Annotated in this window: 18 protein-coding genes; 1 reads left to right on the top strand and 17 read right to left on the bottom strand. The window is 29.7% G+C overall.

Features of this window, described 5'->3' with window-relative positions; all coding sequences use genetic code 11:
- The 17 genes from EIH23_RS15430 to gpr form a co-directional block, all read right to left on the bottom strand.
- Positions 1-433, bottom strand: a 433-nt coding sequence (locus EIH23_RS15430) for a TspO/MBR family protein (RefSeq protein ID WP_164489100.1), incomplete at its 3' end; no start/stop codon positions are given.
- 121 nt (positions 434-554) lie between these two features.
- Positions 555-998, bottom strand: a complete 444-nt coding sequence (locus EIH23_RS15425; RefSeq protein ID WP_122641311.1) for a GatB/YqeY domain-containing protein — start codon at positions 996-998, stop codon at positions 555-557.
- Between the two features lie 26 nt (positions 999-1,024).
- On the bottom strand, positions 1,025-1,204 hold the full coding sequence (gene rpsU / locus EIH23_RS15420; protein WP_122641310.1) for a 30S ribosomal protein S21: 180 nt from the start codon (positions 1,202-1,204) through the stop codon (positions 1,025-1,027).
- Positions 1,205-1,363: 159 nt separating this feature from the next.
- Positions 1,364-1,714 carry a histidine triad nucleotide-binding protein gene (locus EIH23_RS15415; protein ID WP_122641309.1) on the bottom strand — a complete coding sequence of 117 codons (351 nt, stop codon included), beginning with the start codon at positions 1,712-1,714 and terminating at the stop codon, positions 1,364-1,366.
- Positions 1,715-1,762: 48 nt separating this feature from the next.
- Positions 1,763-3,073, bottom strand: a complete 1,311-nt coding sequence (mtaB, locus tag EIH23_RS15410; protein ID WP_122641313.1) for a tRNA (N(6)-L-threonylcarbamoyladenosine(37)-C(2))-methylthiotransferase MtaB — start codon at positions 3,071-3,073, stop codon at positions 1,763-1,765.
- Position 3,074: 1 nt separating this feature from the next.
- Positions 3,075-3,827, bottom strand: coding sequence for a 16S rRNA (uracil(1498)-N(3))-methyltransferase (locus EIH23_RS15405; RefSeq protein WP_122641308.1), 753 nt, complete (start codon positions 3,825-3,827; stop codon positions 3,075-3,077).
- 9 nt (positions 3,828-3,836) lie between these two features.
- Complete coding sequence (gene prmA, locus EIH23_RS15400) at positions 3,837-4,778, bottom strand: 50S ribosomal protein L11 methyltransferase (RefSeq protein ID WP_122641307.1); 942 nt, start codon at positions 4,776-4,778, stop codon at positions 3,837-3,839.
- A 269-nt stretch (positions 4,779-5,047) separates the two neighbouring features.
- Entirely contained in the window at positions 5,048-6,208 is a 1,161-nt protein-coding gene (gene dnaJ, locus EIH23_RS15395; protein WP_122641306.1) for a molecular chaperone DnaJ, read from the bottom strand.
- Between the two features lie 126 nt (positions 6,209-6,334).
- Positions 6,335-8,170: a molecular chaperone DnaK gene (gene dnaK / locus EIH23_RS15390; protein ID WP_122641305.1), complete on the bottom strand. Its 1,836-nt coding sequence runs from the start codon at positions 8,168-8,170 to the stop codon at positions 6,335-6,337.
- A gap of 64 nt (positions 8,171-8,234) precedes the next feature.
- Positions 8,235-8,819 (bottom strand): nucleotide exchange factor GrpE, encoded by a 585-nt coding sequence (gene grpE, locus EIH23_RS15385; RefSeq protein ID WP_207734765.1) that lies wholly within the window; start codon positions 8,817-8,819, stop codon positions 8,235-8,237.
- Positions 8,820-8,839: 20 nt separating this feature from the next.
- Positions 8,840-9,862, bottom strand: a complete 1,023-nt coding sequence (gene hrcA, locus EIH23_RS15380; protein ID WP_122641303.1) for a heat-inducible transcriptional repressor HrcA — start codon at positions 9,860-9,862, stop codon at positions 8,840-8,842.
- Between the two features lie 100 nt (positions 9,863-9,962).
- On the bottom strand, positions 9,963-11,090 hold the full coding sequence (gene hemW, locus EIH23_RS15375; protein WP_122641302.1) for a radical SAM family heme chaperone HemW: 1,128 nt from the start codon (positions 11,088-11,090) through the stop codon (positions 9,963-9,965).
- Positions 11,091-11,295: 205 nt separating this feature from the next.
- On the bottom strand, positions 11,296-12,621 hold the full coding sequence (locus tag EIH23_RS15370; protein WP_122641301.1) for an APC family permease: 1,326 nt from the start codon (positions 12,619-12,621) through the stop codon (positions 11,296-11,298).
- Between the two features lie 176 nt (positions 12,622-12,797).
- Entirely contained in the window at positions 12,798-14,603 is a 1,806-nt protein-coding gene (gene lepA, locus EIH23_RS15365) for a translation elongation factor 4 (RefSeq protein ID WP_122641300.1), read from the bottom strand.
- A 142-nt stretch (positions 14,604-14,745) separates the two neighbouring features.
- Complete coding sequence (locus tag EIH23_RS15360) at positions 14,746-14,976, bottom strand: hypothetical protein (protein WP_122641299.1); 231 nt, start codon at positions 14,974-14,976, stop codon at positions 14,746-14,748.
- 22 nt (positions 14,977-14,998) lie between these two features.
- Positions 14,999-15,919 carry a stage II sporulation protein P gene (gene spoIIP / locus EIH23_RS15355; protein ID WP_122641298.1) on the bottom strand — a complete coding sequence of 307 codons (921 nt, stop codon included), beginning with the start codon at positions 15,917-15,919 and terminating at the stop codon, positions 14,999-15,001.
- A gap of 12 nt (positions 15,920-15,931) precedes the next feature.
- Entirely contained in the window at positions 15,932-16,888 is a 957-nt protein-coding gene (gpr, locus tag EIH23_RS15350; protein WP_122641297.1) for a GPR endopeptidase, read from the bottom strand.
- A 272-nt stretch (positions 16,889-17,160) separates the two neighbouring features.
- Between gpr and rpsT the strand changes: the two genes are divergently transcribed.
- A complete protein-coding gene (gene rpsT, locus EIH23_RS15345; protein WP_122641296.1) occupies positions 17,161-17,427 on the top strand; it encodes a 30S ribosomal protein S20 in 267 nt (88 codons plus the stop codon).
- Positions 17,428-17,470: the final 43 nt, after the last annotated feature.

Below are 17,470 nucleotides of genomic sequence, written 5' to 3'. Positions count from 1 at the left end.
GAATATTTATGTAAGCTGCAACTTTATTTATTTTATAAAACTTAAAGATCATAATTAAAACTATTACTAATAAAATAATTATTACTATCAATGATGTAAACCTTAAATCAAGTCCAAAAAATAATATACTCCACATAAAGTTTAAAATTAACTGCAACCAATAAAAAAACATAGCATCCTTTACTTTATATAAATCGTACCCTTTTTTCATAACTATATATGATGATATTCCCATTAATGTATATAGTATAGTCCAAACTATGGGAAATATATAACCTGGGGGTGCAAAACCAGGTTTTATAAGTTGAGAATAGTATGTACTTACATCCAAACCTGATAATAAATTAGCGATCACAGAGCTGCAATAGCCTACTAATAGTGGTATTAATATACTTATTAGAAAATTCCTTATTTCTTTTATTGATATAATCAAATTATCCACCTCATTTTATTAACTTATTTATTTTATAAATATGTACAAGGTATAGGCATTATGATTAAATTTATTATTTCATACAATAAAAAAGCCTAGAGATAATCTCTAGGCTTTTAATCTATTGTAAGTTATTTTTAACTAACTCATTTATAAGTTTTCCATCAGCTCTACCTTTTGTTTTAGGTTTAATAGCTGCCATAATTTTTCCCATATCCTTCATAGAAGTTGCTCCTACTTCAGATATAGTAGATTTTACTATTTCGTTTAATTCTTCTTCGCTTAACTGTTGAGGTAGGTACTCTTTTAAAACTTCGATTTCAGCTTCTGTTTCACTTACTAAATCATCTCTATTAGCCTTTTGGAATTCAACTAAAGAATCTCTACGTTGCTTTAATTGCTTTGCAATTAAGTCGATGATTGCATCATCTTCAAGTTCAACCCTATTGTCTACTTCGTATTGCTTAATAGAAGCTCTTATTAAAGTTACTACAGACTTTTTTACTGTATCCTTGTTCTTCATGGAAGACTTCAAATCTTCTTGTAACTTTTCTTTAAGGGACATTCCCTTCACCTCTTTATTCTTTTTTACTATCTCTTAGCGTTTTTTCTTCTTGCAGCTTCAGCTTTTTTCTTACGTCTAACGCTTGGCTTATCATAGTGCTCTCTTTTTCTAACTTCAGACATGATGCCAGACATAGCACATTGGCGTTTAAATCTTCTTAAAGCACTGTCTAATGTTTCATTTTCTCTTACTCTTACTTCTGACATTTCTTTTTCCCTCCCTCCGATAGCGCGAATTATGCTGGGACTGTAACTACGATTATAATCTGCATAATATGCATTACAACCTCACACTTTGTTTATTATAAACTAAAAATATACTTTTATCAAGTATTTTTCGTAAAGAAGAATACATTTTTGATTACATTATTTGTTCTGTGCTTCATATAAAGGTAATTTCTTGCCAGCTAGTACATGATAATGAAGGTGTTTTACTTCTTGTCCACCATCTTCTCCACAGTTATTAATTATTCTAAATCCAGATTTATCAAAACCTTTCTCACTAGCTATTTTATTTATCACATTATGAATATGTGCAACAATCTCCATTTCATTTTCACTTATATCAATTATGCTTTCATAGTGTTTTTTTGGAACAACTAATATGTGATAAGGTGCTACTGGATTTATATCATTAAATGCGATGACTTTTTCATCTTCGTAAACTTTTTGTGATGGTATTTCACCATCTATAATTTTACAAAATATACAACTCATTTTCTTTATAACACCTCCCATCTATACAATAAGTAATAATTCTACATCTTATACTAAAATACCTTCAACATATTCATCTTTTATGTCAGTTAATTTAACTTTTAGTATTTTACCATGTATATCTTCATTACTTTCAACAACTACTCTTATATAGTTAGGAGTTAGTCCTTCGTATTTATTGTCCACTACATTAGTTTCAAATAAAACTTCCATGTCACTTCCTATAAACTTTTCTGCAAACTTATTAAAGTTTGTTTTACTTAAGGCTATAAGCTGATCACTTCTAAATTGTTTTATTTGAGGATCAATTTGATTTTCCATAGTAGATGCTGGAGTACCTTTTCTTGGTGAATACTTAAACACATGCATTTGTGAAAGCTCTATGTCCCTTAAAAAATCATATGTTTTGTTGAACTCATCATTAGTTTCTCCAGGGAAACCTACTATTACATCTGTAGTTATTGCTACATTAGGTATTTTTTCTCTTAATATATTAACTATGGCTTTATACTCTTCTGTAGTATACCTTCTATTCATTCTTTTTAACGTTTCATCACACCCACTTTGTAATGATAAGTGATAGTGAGGGCATACTTTTTTCATTTTAGCAACTTCACTTACAAATTCATCTGTAAATAAAATTGGCTCAACTGAACTTGTCCTTATTCTTTCAATTCCATCTATTTCATTAATTCTTTTTATTACATCTAAAAGTTTTAAATTACTTTCTCTTAAATCTTTACCATAAGAAGCAACATGTATACCTGTTAATACAACCTCTTTATATCCATTTTCAGCTAAAGTCTTTGCTTCATTAACTATACTTTCAATATCTCTACTTCTTACTTTTCCACCTCTTGCATAAGGTATTATACAGTAAGTACAGAATCTATCACATCCATCTTGAATTTTCATGAATGCTCTCGTTCTTCCATTTGATTGGCTTATTTCAATTTCTTCAAAAGCTCTTACCTTCATTATATCATCAACAGTACTAGCTTTTTTCTCGCCTTTAGATTCCTCTAATTTTTTTATTTCTTCTACTATTGTTCTTCTTTCATTAGTTCCCATTACAAGGTTTACTTCTTCTATTTCAAGTATTTCTTCTGGAGAAACTTGTGAGTAACATCCAACTACTGCAATTATTGCATTTGGATTTTTCTTTTTCATTCTTCTTATATATTGACGTGATTTTCTATCACTCATATGAGTTACTGTACATGTATTTATAACATATACATCTGCATATTCTTCACTTCCAACTTGTTCATATCCATCTTTTTTGAACATCTCAAGCATGGCTTCTGTTTCATATTGATTTACTTTACATCCTAGTGTGTAAAAAGCTACTTTTTTCACTTTATTCATCTCCTCCTAAGTCACTTAGTTCATATAAAACTATAGACGATGCAACAACTGATGCTGTCTCTGTTCTTAATATTCTAGGACCTAATGAAACTACATGTGAACCGATTTTTTGAACATTTTCAATTTCATCTTCTGTAATTCCACCTTCTGGTCCTACGAATATTCCTATACTACTTATTTCTGCATTTTTTATAGCCTTTTTTATTGATACTGTCCTTTCATTTTCATAAGGACATATATTCATGTCATTATTTTTCATGTCTTCTAAAGCTTCTTTAAAGCTTAAAACACCTCTTAGCTTTGGTATTATACCTCTTTTACTTTGCTTAGCAGCTTCATAAATAATTCTTTCCCAACGCTCTATTTTTTTATCTTCTTTTTTATCATCAACTTTAGCTACACTTCTTTTAGTTTGAACTAATATTATTTCATCTACACCAACTTCAGTAAGTTTTTGTAATATCATTTCCATTTTAGGTCCTTTAGGAAGCCCTTGATATAGTCTTACTCTTACATCAGCTTCTCTTTTTATCTCAACCTTATTAAGTATATTTAGCTCCACCAAATCCTTGCTTATATCTGTAATTTCACAAATATACTCCGTGTTATCCTTATCGCATACTTCTATTTTTTCTCCGATTTTACATCTTAACACCTTTGAAATATGTTTTACATCTTCACCTTCGATAATACAAGTATTTTCTTCTAAATTAATATTTTTCTTTTCTATAAAAAATCTATCCATAAACTACACCTACTTAAGTTTAGCAACTATTGCATTCCATTCGCCTAATGTTTTTACTTCAACTATTTCAAATCCATTTTCTATTAAACTTTCCTTAACTTCATCTACTTTAGCATGTATTATACCTGATGATATAAATACTGCATCCTCTTTCATACAACTATGAACATCTTTTGCTAATATTTTTATTATATCAGCTATTATATTAGCTACAACTACATCAGCCTTATCATCTACCACATCTATTAAGTTTCCATGAAGAACCTTAACAGAATTCTCTACATTATTATGAGCAACATTTTCTGCTGCTACCTTTACAGCTACTTCATCTAAATCAACAGCTATTACATCTTTAGCCCCAAGTTTTGCAGCAGCTATAGCAAGTATTCCACTTCCGCATCCTATATCAAATACTTTAGAATCTTCTCTTACGTACTTTTCTAGTTCTCTCATACACATTGTAGTAGTTTCATGAGTTCCTGTTCCAAATGCCATACCTGGATCTAATTCTATTACTAAATCTCCCTCTTGGACTTCATAGTTTTCCCAAGTTGGTTTTACAACTAATTTTTCTCCTATTTTAGTAGGCTTGTAGTATTTTTTCCACTCATTAGCCCAATCTTCTTCATTAACTTGTCCTAAAGATACACTTCCTTCACCTATATCTATACCAAATCCAGTTAAAGATGAAACTTTTTGTTTTATAGTTTCCACTAATTCCATAACATTTCTTTCTTCTGATATGTATGTTTTTATTAATACACCTTCGCTGTTTCTCTTATTAAAAACTTCTTCCTCAACATAGTCCCAATCTAGTTCATTTTTCTTTTGGAAGAAGAAATCCTTAGGGTCTTCTATCATAACTCCACCCGTTCTTAAGTCATCTAATATGTTAGTTATAGCTTCAACAGCTTCCGTAGTAGTTTTTATAGTCACTTCAATCCATTTCATATTTATGTCCATCCTTTACTATTAAATTTCCTATTTTTCCGTAAATTTTATTATATCATATTTATTATTATCTTTTATAACATTCTTTTATACAATTTTAAATTATTATTTAAATTATATAGAAATCATGAATGAGTAATATTTTATACTTCTACTATTTTAATAAAAAAACTGTATTAGTTAGGTATTTTAACTATAATAGTTCAAAGTAAACAATTATCTAAACTCTGAACTATTATAATTAAATTTTATCCTAATTAATACAGCTTTTATTTTTTCTTAAACATATCTTCTATTTTTTGTCCGAATGTCCTCTTTTTTTCATGAACCTCATCACCAGACTCTTTAGCAAGTTCTCTTAAAAGTTCTTTTTGCTTATCTGTTAAGTGCTTTGGAGTTTCAACCACTACTTTAACATATTGGTCACCTCTAGAGCTTCCTCTAAGTTTTTGTATACCTTTTTCTCTTAGTCTAAACACTGTTCCAGTTTGAGTTCCAGCCGGTACATTATATGATACCTTTCCATCTAATGTAGGCACTTCTATTTCTCCACCTAAAGCAACTTGTGAAAATGATACTGGCATTTCTAAGTATACATCATATCCTTCTCTTGTAAATAATGAATGTTTCTTAATATTTACAACTATATAAAGGTCTCCTCTTGGACCACCTTTCGATCCAATTTCACCTTGACCAGAAAGCTTAATCATTTGACCATCATCTATACCAGCAGGTATATCTACTTCGATAGTTTTAACTTTTCTAGTACTTCCTGTTCCATGACATTTATTACATGGTGATTCTATAATTTCTCCCTCTCCATGGCATTCGCTACATGTTCTAGAGCTTGCTATGTTACCAAAAGGAGTTCTTTGAACAGTTCTAACTTCTCCACTACCATTACATGTTGGACAAGTTTTCTTAGATGTACCTGGTTTTGCACCAGATCCATGACATTCATTACACTCTTCACTTCTATTTATCTTTATTGAAACTTTCTTACCAAAAGCAGCTTCTTCAAAATCTATAGTTACATTTTGTCTTATATCAGCTCCACGTTCAGGACCTCTTCTTCTTTGACGGCTTGAGCCACCAAATCCACCTCCGAACATATCTCCAAATATATCTCCGAATATGTCTTCGAATCCTCCAGCTCCCCCTGAGAAGCCTCCAAATCCTTGACCACCAAATCCGCCTTGTCCATTTACACCTTCATGGCCAAATTGATCGTAAGTTCTTCTTTTATTTTCATCTGATAATACTTCATAAGCTTCATTTATTTCTTTAAACTTTTCTTCTGCCTCTTTATTATCAGGGTTTCTATCTGGATGATATTGCATTGCTAGTTTTCTATAAGCTTTTTTTATCTCTTTCTCATCAGCACTCTTACCTACACCCAGTACCTCATAGTAGTCTCTTTTAGTACTCAAGTTTGTCACCACCTTTATCTTACAAAATAATAGCTTGTAGAATATTAAAACTACAAGCTATTATTCTTTATATTTAACAGATTTAACATTCTATTTTATTATATAAAATTACTCTGTTTTTGTAACCTATTTTTCGTCATTTACTTCTGTAAAGTCAGCATCTACAACATTATCATCTTGTGGCCCTTCTTGAGAAGCTCCTTGTGCTTGTTGTTCTTGAGCTGCAGCTTGATACATTTGTTCAGATATTTTTTGGAATCTGTTCATTACTTCATCCATAGCTTTTCTTATTTCTTCAGCTGTAGCATCTTCTCTATCTTTTACAGCTTTTAAATCAGCTATTGCAGCTTCAACATTAGCTTTGTCATCTGCATTTATTTTATCAGCAACTTCATTTAAAGTCTTTTCTGTTTGATATATAGTAGATTCAGCTTGATTTAATGCTTCTATTTTATCTTTCTTTTGCTTATCAGCTTCAGCGTTCATTTCAGCTTCTTTTACTTTTCTTTCTATTTCTTCTTCACTTAAATTAGTTCCTGAAGTTATAGTTACTTTTTGTTCTTTTCCAGTTCCTAAGTCTTTAGCAGTAACATGAACTATACCATTAGCATCTATATCAAAAGTAACTTCTATTTGAGGTATTCCTCTTTGTGCTGGTGGTATATCAGTTAATTGGAATCTACCTAAAGTAGTATTGTCGTAAGCCATACTTCTTTCACCTTGAAGAACATGTATATCAACAGCAGTTTGGTTATCTTGAGCAGTTGAGAATACTTGAGACTTCTTAGTTGGTATAGTTGTATTTCTTTCTATTATTTTAGTAAATACATTACCTAAAGTTTCTATACCTAATGATAATGGAGTTACGTCTAATAATAATAAGTCGTTAACTTCACCAGTTAAAACACCAGCTTGTATAGCAGCACCTGCAGCAACACACTCATCTGGGTTTATACCTTTATGAGGATCTTTTCCTATAAACTTCTTAACAGCTTCTTGAACAGCTGGTATTCTTGTAGATCCACCTACTAATAATACATCATCTATATCAGATGTAGATAATCCTGCATCTTGTAATGCTCTTTTTGTTGGTTCCATAGTTTTTTCAACTAAATGAGAAGTTAATTCATCAAATTTAGCTCTACTTAAATCTATATTTAAATGCTTTGGACCTTCTGCAGTAGCTGTTATAAATGGTAAGTTTATGTTTGAGCTCATTGTTGAAGATAATTCTTTTTTAGCTTTTTCAGCAGCTTCTTTTAATCTTTGAAGAGCCATTTTATCATTTCTTAAATCTACACCTTCAGCTTTTTTGAATTCATCAGCTAAATAATCTATTATAACTTGGTCAAAGTCATCTCCACCTAATCTATTATTACCAGCAGTAGCTAAAACTTCGAAAGTACCATCACCTATTTCAAGTATAGATACGTCAAAAGTACCTCCACCTAAGTCAAATACTAATATTTTCTTTTCTTGATCTAATTTATCCATACCATATGCTAAAGCTGCAGCAGTTGGTTCATTTATTATTCTCTTAACATCAAGACCTGCTATTCTACCAGCATCTTTAGTTGCTTGTCTTTGAGCATCTGTAAAGTAAGCTGGTACTGTTATAACAGCTTCAGTTACAGGTTGACCTAAATAACTTTCAGCATCAGCTTTTAATTTTTGTAATATTATAGCTGATATTTCTTGTGGAGTATATCCTTTACCATCTATGTTAACTTTGTAATCTGTTCCCATATGAGTTTTTATTGATATTACAGTTTTATCTGCATTTGTAACCGCTTGTCTTTTAGCAGGTTCTCCTACTATTCTTTCTCCATCTTTAGTGAAAGCTACTACTGATGGAGTAGTTCTCATACCTTCTGTATTTGCTATTATTTGTGGTTCTCCACCTTCAAGTACTGCAACACAAGAGTTAGTTGTTCCTAAATCTATTCCTATTACTTTTCCCATAATTTATATCCTCCTTAAGTGATTTATTATAATTTAAATTTTTATAAATTTACTTACATTTTACTTAGCAAGAAACTTTAACCATTGTAGGTCTTATTACTTTAGTTCCTAACTTATAACCTTTTTGAAGTACCATTATTACTTTGTTAGCATCTATGCCATCTACACTTTCTTGCATAACTGCTAAATGTAGATTTGGATCAAAGTCAGCATTTTCTGCTTCTATTTCCTCCACACCAAATTTAGCTAATGTATCCTTAAGTTGCTTATGAACTAAGTTTATACCTTCAAATAAATTATCTTCTTTATTATCACAAGCTTCAACAGCTCTTTCCATACTATCTATAACTGGTATAAGTTCAGTTATTATTTTTTCATTAGCGAATAAACCAATTGTTTCTTTCTCTTGATTTGTTCTTCTTATATAATTTGAGTATTCTGCTTGCAACCTTTGATATTTTTCTTTTTCTTTAGTTAATTCTTCTTTCATTTTTTCTTCATCTAACCTCGTATTTATGTCTATTACATTATCATCTTGGCTAGACTCAGTTGATTCTTCAGCACTAACGTCTTGTGTATTAACCTCTTGATTTTCCACTTCTTCGTTTACTAAAGTATCTTTTTCATCTTGTTGAATATTTTTTTCCAAGATACTGCACCCCTCAATTTTTATTTTTTATTATTAATCAGTAAGTTGATATAACTTATTATAGAGTAAATCCTAGAATAATCCATTCTAGTAGGCCCTATAAAGCTTATTCTTCCTACTGAGTTTTCATCAACTTTGTATGTGGTTGTGACAACACTATATTCTTGAGCTTCTGCAACTTCATTATCACTACCAATAATTATATTTGTATTATCTTTTAATATACCTTTAGATTTTGTCATCTTAGTTATATTATCTTTTTCCTCTAGCATATTGAAAAAAGATCTTGCCTTTAATACATCATTAAACTCTGGATAGCTTAATATATTTGTAGCTCCACTTAAAGTCATATAAAGCTCTTCACTTGATAAATTTGAATTCAACGCATTTATAAGTTGATCAATTAAATTAGAGTACTCTCCAATTTCATGTTTTATAAACGCTACAAATCTATCGTCTAAATGAGTTATTGTTTTTCCACCTAGCTTTTTAGTTAAATTATCAGAAATTATATTCAATTTTGTTTGTTCTAAATAAACTTTAGTGGATATAGTTTCTTTCTTTATATCACCTTTGTCTGTTACTACAATTAATAAAATATTATTTTCATTCATACTAACTAATTGTATATGTTTAATAGTGCTATAATTAACTAAGTTTTTTGCAAATCCTATAGTTGTATAGTTTGTAAGCTCAGATAATAACTTTGAAGTTTCATGAATAAGATCTTGTATGTGATTTATATTATCACGAACACATTTTTCAATCATCTTTTTATCTGTGTCACTTAATTCACTAGTTGCCATAAGTGTATCTACATATAATTTATAACCTTTTTCCGTTGGTACTCTACCAGCAGATGTATGAGGTTGGATTAAATATCCTAATTCTTCTAGATCTGCCATTTCATTTCTTATCGTAGCTGCACTTACACCTAAGTTATACTTTTTAGATATAGTTCTTGATCCTACAGCTTCGGCAGTATCTATGTAGTCTTTTATTATTGCTTTAAGGATATTTAACTTTCTTTCATTTAATTCCATCCTTGCACCTCCCTGCTGTTAGCACTCACTAAATCCGAGTGCTAAAAAGATTATATTTAATTTATATCACTATAAAGTTATTTTGTCAACACTTTTACTATTAATTCATAAATTCAATAAATATACTATTAGATATTTCTCGTCCTCTTTGAGTTAATTTCATACTTTCCTCAGTTATAGATATTAATCCTTTTTCACTTAAATCTCTTAATTGACTTTTATAAACTTCTAGAAAATCAATATTAAATTTATTTTTAAAATCATTAAATTTTATTCCGTCATTCATTCTAAGACCCATAAATATTTTCTCTTCTATACTATCTTGTTTACTAAGTATCTCTTTACTTTCTATAGGTTTTTCATTTTTTTCAATCATTTTATGATATTCATTTAAATCACATACGTTTCCATATCTAATATTTTTAATATATCCAGAAGCACCTGGTCCTAATCCTATATAATGTTCACACTTCCAGTAAAGTATATTATGCTCACATTCAAATCCTTCTTTAGCATAATTTGATATTTCGTACTGTTTATATCCTTTTGAATTTAGATAATTTATTGTATATTCATACATATCAATATCAGTATCTTCATCCATAAGTTTAAATTCTTTTCTTTGATGCATGTTGTATAGTTCTGTACCTTCTTCTAATATTAAAGAATATGCAGATATATGAGTCGGATTTAAATGCGTTATCTTTTCTAAACTTTCTTTCCACTCCTCAAATGTCTGATTAGGAAGACAATACATTAAGTCTACATTTATATTTTTAAATCCCTCTTTTAAAGCTTCTTTATAATTTTTCTCAAACTCGTCATAACTATGTATCCTTCCAATATATTTTAAATGATTATTTTGAGTCGCTTGTAAGCCTATACTAAGCCTATTTATCCCACACTCTCTCATTGCTCTAAGTTTATCTACAGTTAACGTTCCAGGATTACACTCTATAGTTATCTCTGCATTATCACTTACCTTAAAATTTTCTTTTATAGATTTAAATATATATTTAATTTCACCTCCATTTAGTATACTTGGAGTTCCTCCGCCTAAAAATATACTTGTTATTTCTTCGCTTACTTCATTTTTATATAATTCCATTTCTTTCCTTAAATCTTCTAAATATGTACTTTTTAGATTCTTATCTAATTTAAATGAGTTAAAATCACAATAGTTACATTTTTTTACACAAAATGGAATATGTATGTACAATCCAAACATTCAAATACCTACCTTAATATCTATTTTTGTAATTTATATTTTACTCTAAGTCATCTTATTTTTACCATATTATAGTTATATAAATTTCTATATAATAAAAAAAGATTAAAATATAAGCCTAAAAACACTTTATATAGAACTTATATTTTAATCTATTTTATTTTACCCATTTTTTTCAATTTAAATATTATTTTCTATTAAAATTTTAATGTTCATTTTTTTTAGACATATAACTATATACTGGAATACCTATTAAAGTTATAATTATTCCTCCTAATGCTATAATCGTAGCAGTAATTAATTGATTAACTATAACGAATAACCCTCCAACTATAGCTATTATTGGTATTAGAGGATATAAAGGAACCTTATATGGTCTATCTAATTCTGGATTATCTTTTCTTAACTTTATAACACCTATAAAAGTAAGTACATAAAATACCCATACTATAAATACAGTTAAATCTGTTAATAAGTTAAACTGTCCAGATAAAGCATATATACAAGCTAATATAGCAACTAGCCAAGTTGAGTTTGTAGGAGAGCCTCCTTTATTTACTTTTGATAATGCTTTACTACCTGGAATTATATTTTGTCTAGCTAAAGTATATGGTATTCTAGGTCCTGTAAGAAGATAACCATTTAGTGTTCCAAATACAGATATTAATATACCTATTGTTATTATCTTTCCTCCAATATCACCAAATAATCTTGTAGCTACCAATGTTGCTGGTGATGTAACTAATGCTAATTCTGATGCATCTGCAACTCTCAAATAGGCTAAATTTATAATTATATATACCGCCATAACCGCAGATAAACCTCCAACTATTGCAGTCGGTAAGTCCTTACCTGGATTTTTCATTTCACCCGCTATAGCCCCTACATTTATCCATCCATCATATGCAAATAAAGTTGCAATAAGTACTTGTCCCATTGCAGTACTTGCATTTACTCCAGGCCCAACTAATGGTGAAAATACACTATTACCTCCATTACCTTTTATAAATCCAAATATTATTATTAATATTAATGGCAATAATTTACCTATTGTTGCTATATTTTGTATAGCACCACCAAAAGAAGATCCTATATTATTTAGAAGAGCTAATAGTATTATTATACCCAAAGCAATAGGAAGAACTATAGACATATTCGTTGCTGAATATCCAAATAACTCTGCACATTGTTGAGCAAATATTACAGCTATAGCTGCTATTGTACCAGGAAAAAATAATACAGTTTGCATCCATCCTGTTAAAAAGCCCCACTTTTTTCCATATATTTCTTCTATATATACCATCATGCCTCCAGTTCTAGGAATAGCTGCTGATACTTCCGCTGCCGTAAGACCAGCCATAATAGTTATAATACCACCTACTATCCAAGCTATTATACCAAGACCTGGAGCACCATTTGTTGTAGTATATATTGCTTGAGGTTTAAAAAACACACCAGAACCTATTACTAGCCCTATTACGGTAGATAATGCGGTTCCCAATCCTAAGGTCTTCTTTAATCCATTACTCATAAGCTGCCTCCTTACCAAATATAATAAAAAATATATTTTTTTACATATTTAGTATTACCAGCTTCTCTTTAATTATTAAATTTAATATATTGGTTACATATCTTAATATCTTATTAAATAAAAAAACAGACACATATTTTTATGTATCTGTTTTTTTATTTTATTTAAATTTAATATTAATCATCTAATTTCAGTACAGACATAAATGCTTTTTGTGGAACTTCTACAGATCCTATTTGTCTCATACGTTTCTTACCTTCTTTTTGTTTTTCAAGAAGCTTTTTCTTACGAGAAATATCTCCTCCATAACACTTAGCAAGAACGTCTTTTCTAAGTGCACTTATAGTCTCTCTTGCAACAACTTTATTTCCAACCGCTGCTTGTATTGGAACAGCAAATTGATGTCTTGGTATTTCATTCTTTAACTTCTCACACATAGCCTTACCTCTTGGATAAGCTCTACTTTCATGAACTATAAAACTTAAAGCATCTACTTGCTCTTTATTTATTAATATATCAAGTTTTACAAGATCTGAAGGAACATATCCTTTTATCTCATAATCTAGAGAGCCATATCCTCTTGTTCTTGATTTTAATGCATCAAAGAAATCATATATAACTTCATTTAACGGAAGATCATAGTGAAGCATAACTCTTTTTTCATCTATATATTCCATATTTAACATTGTTCCACGTCTTTCTTGACATAGCTCCATAACTACACCTACATAATCCTTAGGAACAATGATATCACCTTTTGCAATTGGCTCTTCTATCATTTTTATCTCAGATACTTCTGGTAAGTTTGCTGGATTTTGAACCATTACTATTTCTCCATCAGTCTTAGTAACTCTATATATAACAGAAGGAGCAGTTGTAACTAAGTTCAGATCAAACTCTCTTTCTAATCTTTCTTGTATTATTTCTAAATGTAAAAGACCTAAGAATCCACATCTAAAACCAAATCCTAATGCAGCCGATGTTTCTGACTCAAACTCAAGAGCAGCATCATTAACTTGCATCTTTTCTAATGCATCCCTCACATTTTCATACTTTTCACCTTCACCTGGATATATACCACAATAAACCATTGGAGTAGCTTTCTTATAACCTGGTAATGAATTTTCAGTAGGATTATTTGCATCAGTAATTGTGTCTCCCACATGACAGCTTCTTATATCCTTTATGCTGGCAGCTATATAACCAACATCACCTGCAGCTAATTCATCAAGTTCTCTTTGTCCAGGAGCCATAACACCAACTTCAGTTACCTCGAAAGTTTTATTAGTGTTCATCATCTTAATAGTCATACCTTTTTTAACAGTACCTTCATAAACTCTAACATAAGCTATAACACCTTTATATGCATCATAGTATGAGTCAAATATCAAAGCTTTTAATGGCGCTTCTTTATCTCCTTGAGGAGCTGGTATATTTTTTACTATAGCTTCTAAAACATCTTCTATGTTTAATCCACTTTTTGCAGATATAAGTGGAGCTTCACTAGCATCAAGACCTATTATATCTTCTATCTCTGCCTTTATTTCATCTGGTCTAGCACTTGGTAAATCTATCTTATTTATAACTGGTAATATTTCTAAATCTTGATCTAATGCTAAATAAACATTAGCTAAAGTTTGAGCTTCTACACCTTGTGCTGCATCCACTACTAATAATGCACCTTCACAAGCTGCTAAACTTCTAGATACCTCATAGTTAAAGTCTACGTGACCTGGAGTATCTATAAGATTTAAGAAGTATTCATTTCCATCCTTAGCTTTATAAACTAATCTTATATTTTGTAACTTTATAGTGATTCCTCTTTCTCTTTCAAGATCCATATTATCTAATAACTGATCTTTCATTTCTCTATCACTAACAAGACCTGTTTTCTGTATTAATCTATCAGCTAAGGTAGACTTCCCGTGATCTATATGCGCTATTATACTAAAATTTCTAGTTCTACTTTGTTTATTGTCCACCTTTATTCCTCCTTATTATTAATATCATAGCTTTTATTTTATAATATATCCGCATTTATGTAAATAAAAGAAATAAAATAAGACTTAAGTATCAACTTAAGTCCTATTTTATTTCTTTTATTTACAAATTTTAAAAGTAATATCATTTAAAGCTACTAATTTGATTTTTTATATATATACCTAAACTTTCTAATATCTCTGTACTAGCATCTATAAATGTAGAATTACCTAACATAGTATTAGCATTATCATATACTATAACTAAACATATACTAGTTAAAACTGTCATTGTTGCGATAAATACTAACTTTAGTATAAATCTTTTTCTTTGCTTTTTATATCTTCTCTCTATATTTTTTTCTAAACGACTCATTATAAGCTCCTAAATTTAAAACTTATTTAAAATAGGAATCTAATACATCTGCTATATATTTAACGCTAGCACTCGCTTCTTCTATACTAGTTGCATTACTTCCAACTTCAATTAAGATGCCTTTATCAGCTACATATTGATTAAATCTACCATATGGTTTCTCTACTACTGCTTTAGCTATACCTGGATACTTTTCATTTGCTAAATTAGTAAGATCTGTTGCTGTTTTCATTACTTCATCTATGTTTTCATTTTTCATACCTACTACAAAACAAAACTGAGCTACTTTTTCTCCATTTATAGTAGTTGTGTAATTTTTATTAGACTCTTCATTTACCTCAGCAGATGCATCTCTATGTAGATCTATAGCTATATCCACAGTATTATATTGTGAAAGTAATGTTTTTATTGTACTTAAGCTACTTGAGTACGAGTTGTTGTATGATGGATAGTCATGGTATTTTGTTGTATGAACTACACCCCACCCCTTATTACTCAATTCAGTAGTTAACAAACTACCTACTTGCATTACAGAATTCTCTATATCTTGTGAATGATAATTTCCATCAGGTGAGTTTGAGTAAGTTTCAGCACTATGAGTATGGTATATTAATATTCTAGGGTTTGAACTTGTAACTCTTATATTATCTTTATATTGAGTCGAAAGAGCTATTGCGCTCTCTTTTTTAGTTTCTTCACTACCAGCATTTAGAGTTGGTATATTTTCTTCACCTATGTGAACTTTTATATAATCTTCGCTTTCTTCACTTTCTTCTTCATTTTTAATTGCTGAGTCTTTTTCTTGATTTGTATCAGTTTCTGGATAAGAAGAATCTATTAAATATCTAAAAAAATCATCTTTATCCATAGCGAATGTAGTTGTTGGTAAGATACAAATTAACACACAGGCCAATAATTTTGCCTTAATGCGTTTTTTTTCCATTATTATTCCTCCTTATTTACTTATCCTTCCTGGGTGTAATGATCTATTTAAACCTTCACTTATTATTATTGATAAGTTTTCTATAGTTTCATCGATATCTTTAGGTGTTACAATTAAGTTTTTATCATATGGTTCTAATGAATCTTTTATTAATTGATATTTTTCTTCTTCTTTTAATTTCTTTAACATATTATAAAATCCTTCTGACTCTCTAGATTCATTCATTAGATTATCAATAGCCATATCTAAAACATCATTCGTTAATGTAGCTGCATCTACTACAGTTGGTACCCCTATAGCTATAACATCTACTCCTAAATACTCCTTATTTAGAGCTTTCCTCTTATTTCCCACTCCTCCTCCTGGAGATATACCTGCTGTTGATATTTGTATAGTAGCATTTACTCTCTCCATTTTTCTTGAAGCTAATGCATCTATTGCCACTACTCTATCTGGTTTAATTGTATCTACAATTGCTTTTACAGTTTCACTCGTCTCTATTCCTGTGATTCCCATAACTCCTGGACTAAGTGCAGCAACTTCAGTAAAGTCATCATCATAATCTTTATTGTAATTTTTAAATATATGCCTAGTAACTAAAGTTTTAGATACACTTTTAGGTCCCAATGCATCAGAAGTTATATTCCAATTTCCCAAACCAATTATTAAAGTTTTTTTAGTTTTGTCGTCTCCAAATATACCTATTAATTCATCTTTCAAGTAATTTATAATTTCTTCTCTTGAATCATCATCATCATATTTCATTAAATTACTTTCTAAAGTTATATAAGTTCCTATACCTTTATTCATTATCATAGAACCTTGTTCATCTATAACGTCAACCTTAGTGACTGTACAATTCTCTAATTCCTTAGTTTCAACATTTACTCCAGGGAGCTCATTTGTTTCTTGTTCTTGTGCGTATACTTCTTTTGCTTCTAATGCTAAGTCCGTTCTTATTTTAAACATGTTAACCTCCAGTATTTATTGAATGATATTTATAAGTGTTAACAAATTTTAGTATTTTATAACAAAAATTATATTTTTGTAAAAGTGAGTATAATTAAATTATATGTTGTAAATTATTTTTATATAGGTTATAATCTTAAAAGTCAAAAGCAACAAGATATTATAAAAATAAGATTATGAATAAATTATCCTTGATTTTTAGATTTATTTCTGTTAAAATCTAATATGTTGACGACGAATATAATAAAAAATGTATGAGGGGGTGAACTCACATGGCAAACATAAAATCAGCTAAGAAAAGAATAAAAGTTATCGAGAAGAAAACTGCTTTAAACAGAGCTAGAAAATCTCAATTAAAAACTGCTATAAGAAGATTCGAAGAAGCTGTAATGGCAGGAAATAAAGAAGAAGCTACTCAAAGATTCCAATATGCTCAAAAGAGAATATCTCAAGTTGCATCTAAAGGAACTATACACAAGAACGCTGCTGCTAGAAAAATAGCTAAGTTAGCTCAAAAGTTAAACGGAATGAACGCTTAATTCTCTGTTTATAACTTTATAGATTTAACCCTTGATAAATATC

It is taken from the genome of Romboutsia sp. Marseille-P6047 (assembly GCF_900604535.1).
GTDB lineage: Bacteria > Bacillota > Clostridia > Peptostreptococcales > Peptostreptococcaceae > Romboutsia_E.
The sequence above is the reverse complement of the archived record's forward strand: the minus strand, read 5'-3'. Positions and strand labels throughout refer to the sequence as shown.

Bases quoted from the DNA above. Each gene is read 5' to 3' on its own strand.
- EIH23_RS15425 (WP_122641311.1), bottom strand. From the start codon at position 998: ATGTCCCTTAAAGAAAAGTTACAAGAAGATTTGAAGTCTTCCATGAAG.
- rpsU (WP_122641310.1), bottom strand. From the start codon at position 1,204: ATGTCAGAAGTAAGAGTAAGAGAAAATGAAACATTAGACAGTGCTTTA.
- EIH23_RS15415 (WP_122641309.1), bottom strand. From the start codon at position 1,714: ATGAGTTGTATATTTTGTAAAATTATAGATGGTGAAATACCATCACAA.
- EIH23_RS15405 (WP_122641308.1), bottom strand. From the start codon at position 3,827: ATGGATAGATTTTTTATAGAAAAGAAAAATATTAATTTAGAAGAAAAT.
- prmA (WP_122641307.1), bottom strand. From the start codon at position 4,778: ATGAAATGGATTGAAGTGACTATAAAAACTACTACGGAAGCTGTTGAA.
- dnaK (WP_122641305.1), bottom strand. From the start codon at position 8,170: ATGGGAAAAGTAATAGGAATAGATTTAGGAACAACTAACTCTTGTGTT.
- hrcA (WP_122641303.1), bottom strand. From the start codon at position 9,862: ATGGAATTAAATGAAAGAAAGTTAAATATCCTTAAAGCAATAATAAAA.
- hemW (WP_122641302.1), bottom strand. From the start codon at position 11,090: ATGTTTGGATTGTACATACATATTCCATTTTGTGTAAAAAAATGTAAC.
- EIH23_RS15370 (WP_122641301.1), bottom strand. From the start codon at position 12,621: ATGAGTAATGGATTAAAGAAGACCTTAGGATTGGGAACCGCATTATCT.
- EIH23_RS15360 (WP_122641299.1), bottom strand. From the start codon at position 14,976: ATGAGTCGTTTAGAAAAAAATATAGAGAGAAGATATAAAAAGCAAAGA.
- spoIIP (WP_122641298.1), bottom strand. From the start codon at position 15,919: ATGGAAAAAAAACGCATTAAGGCAAAATTATTGGCCTGTGTGTTAATT.
- gpr (WP_122641297.1), bottom strand. From the start codon at position 16,888: ATGTTTAAAATAAGAACGGACTTAGCATTAGAAGCAAAAGAAGTATAC.
- rpsT (WP_122641296.1), top strand. From the start codon at position 17,161: ATGGCAAACATAAAATCAGCTAAGAAAAGAATAAAAGTTATCGAGAAG.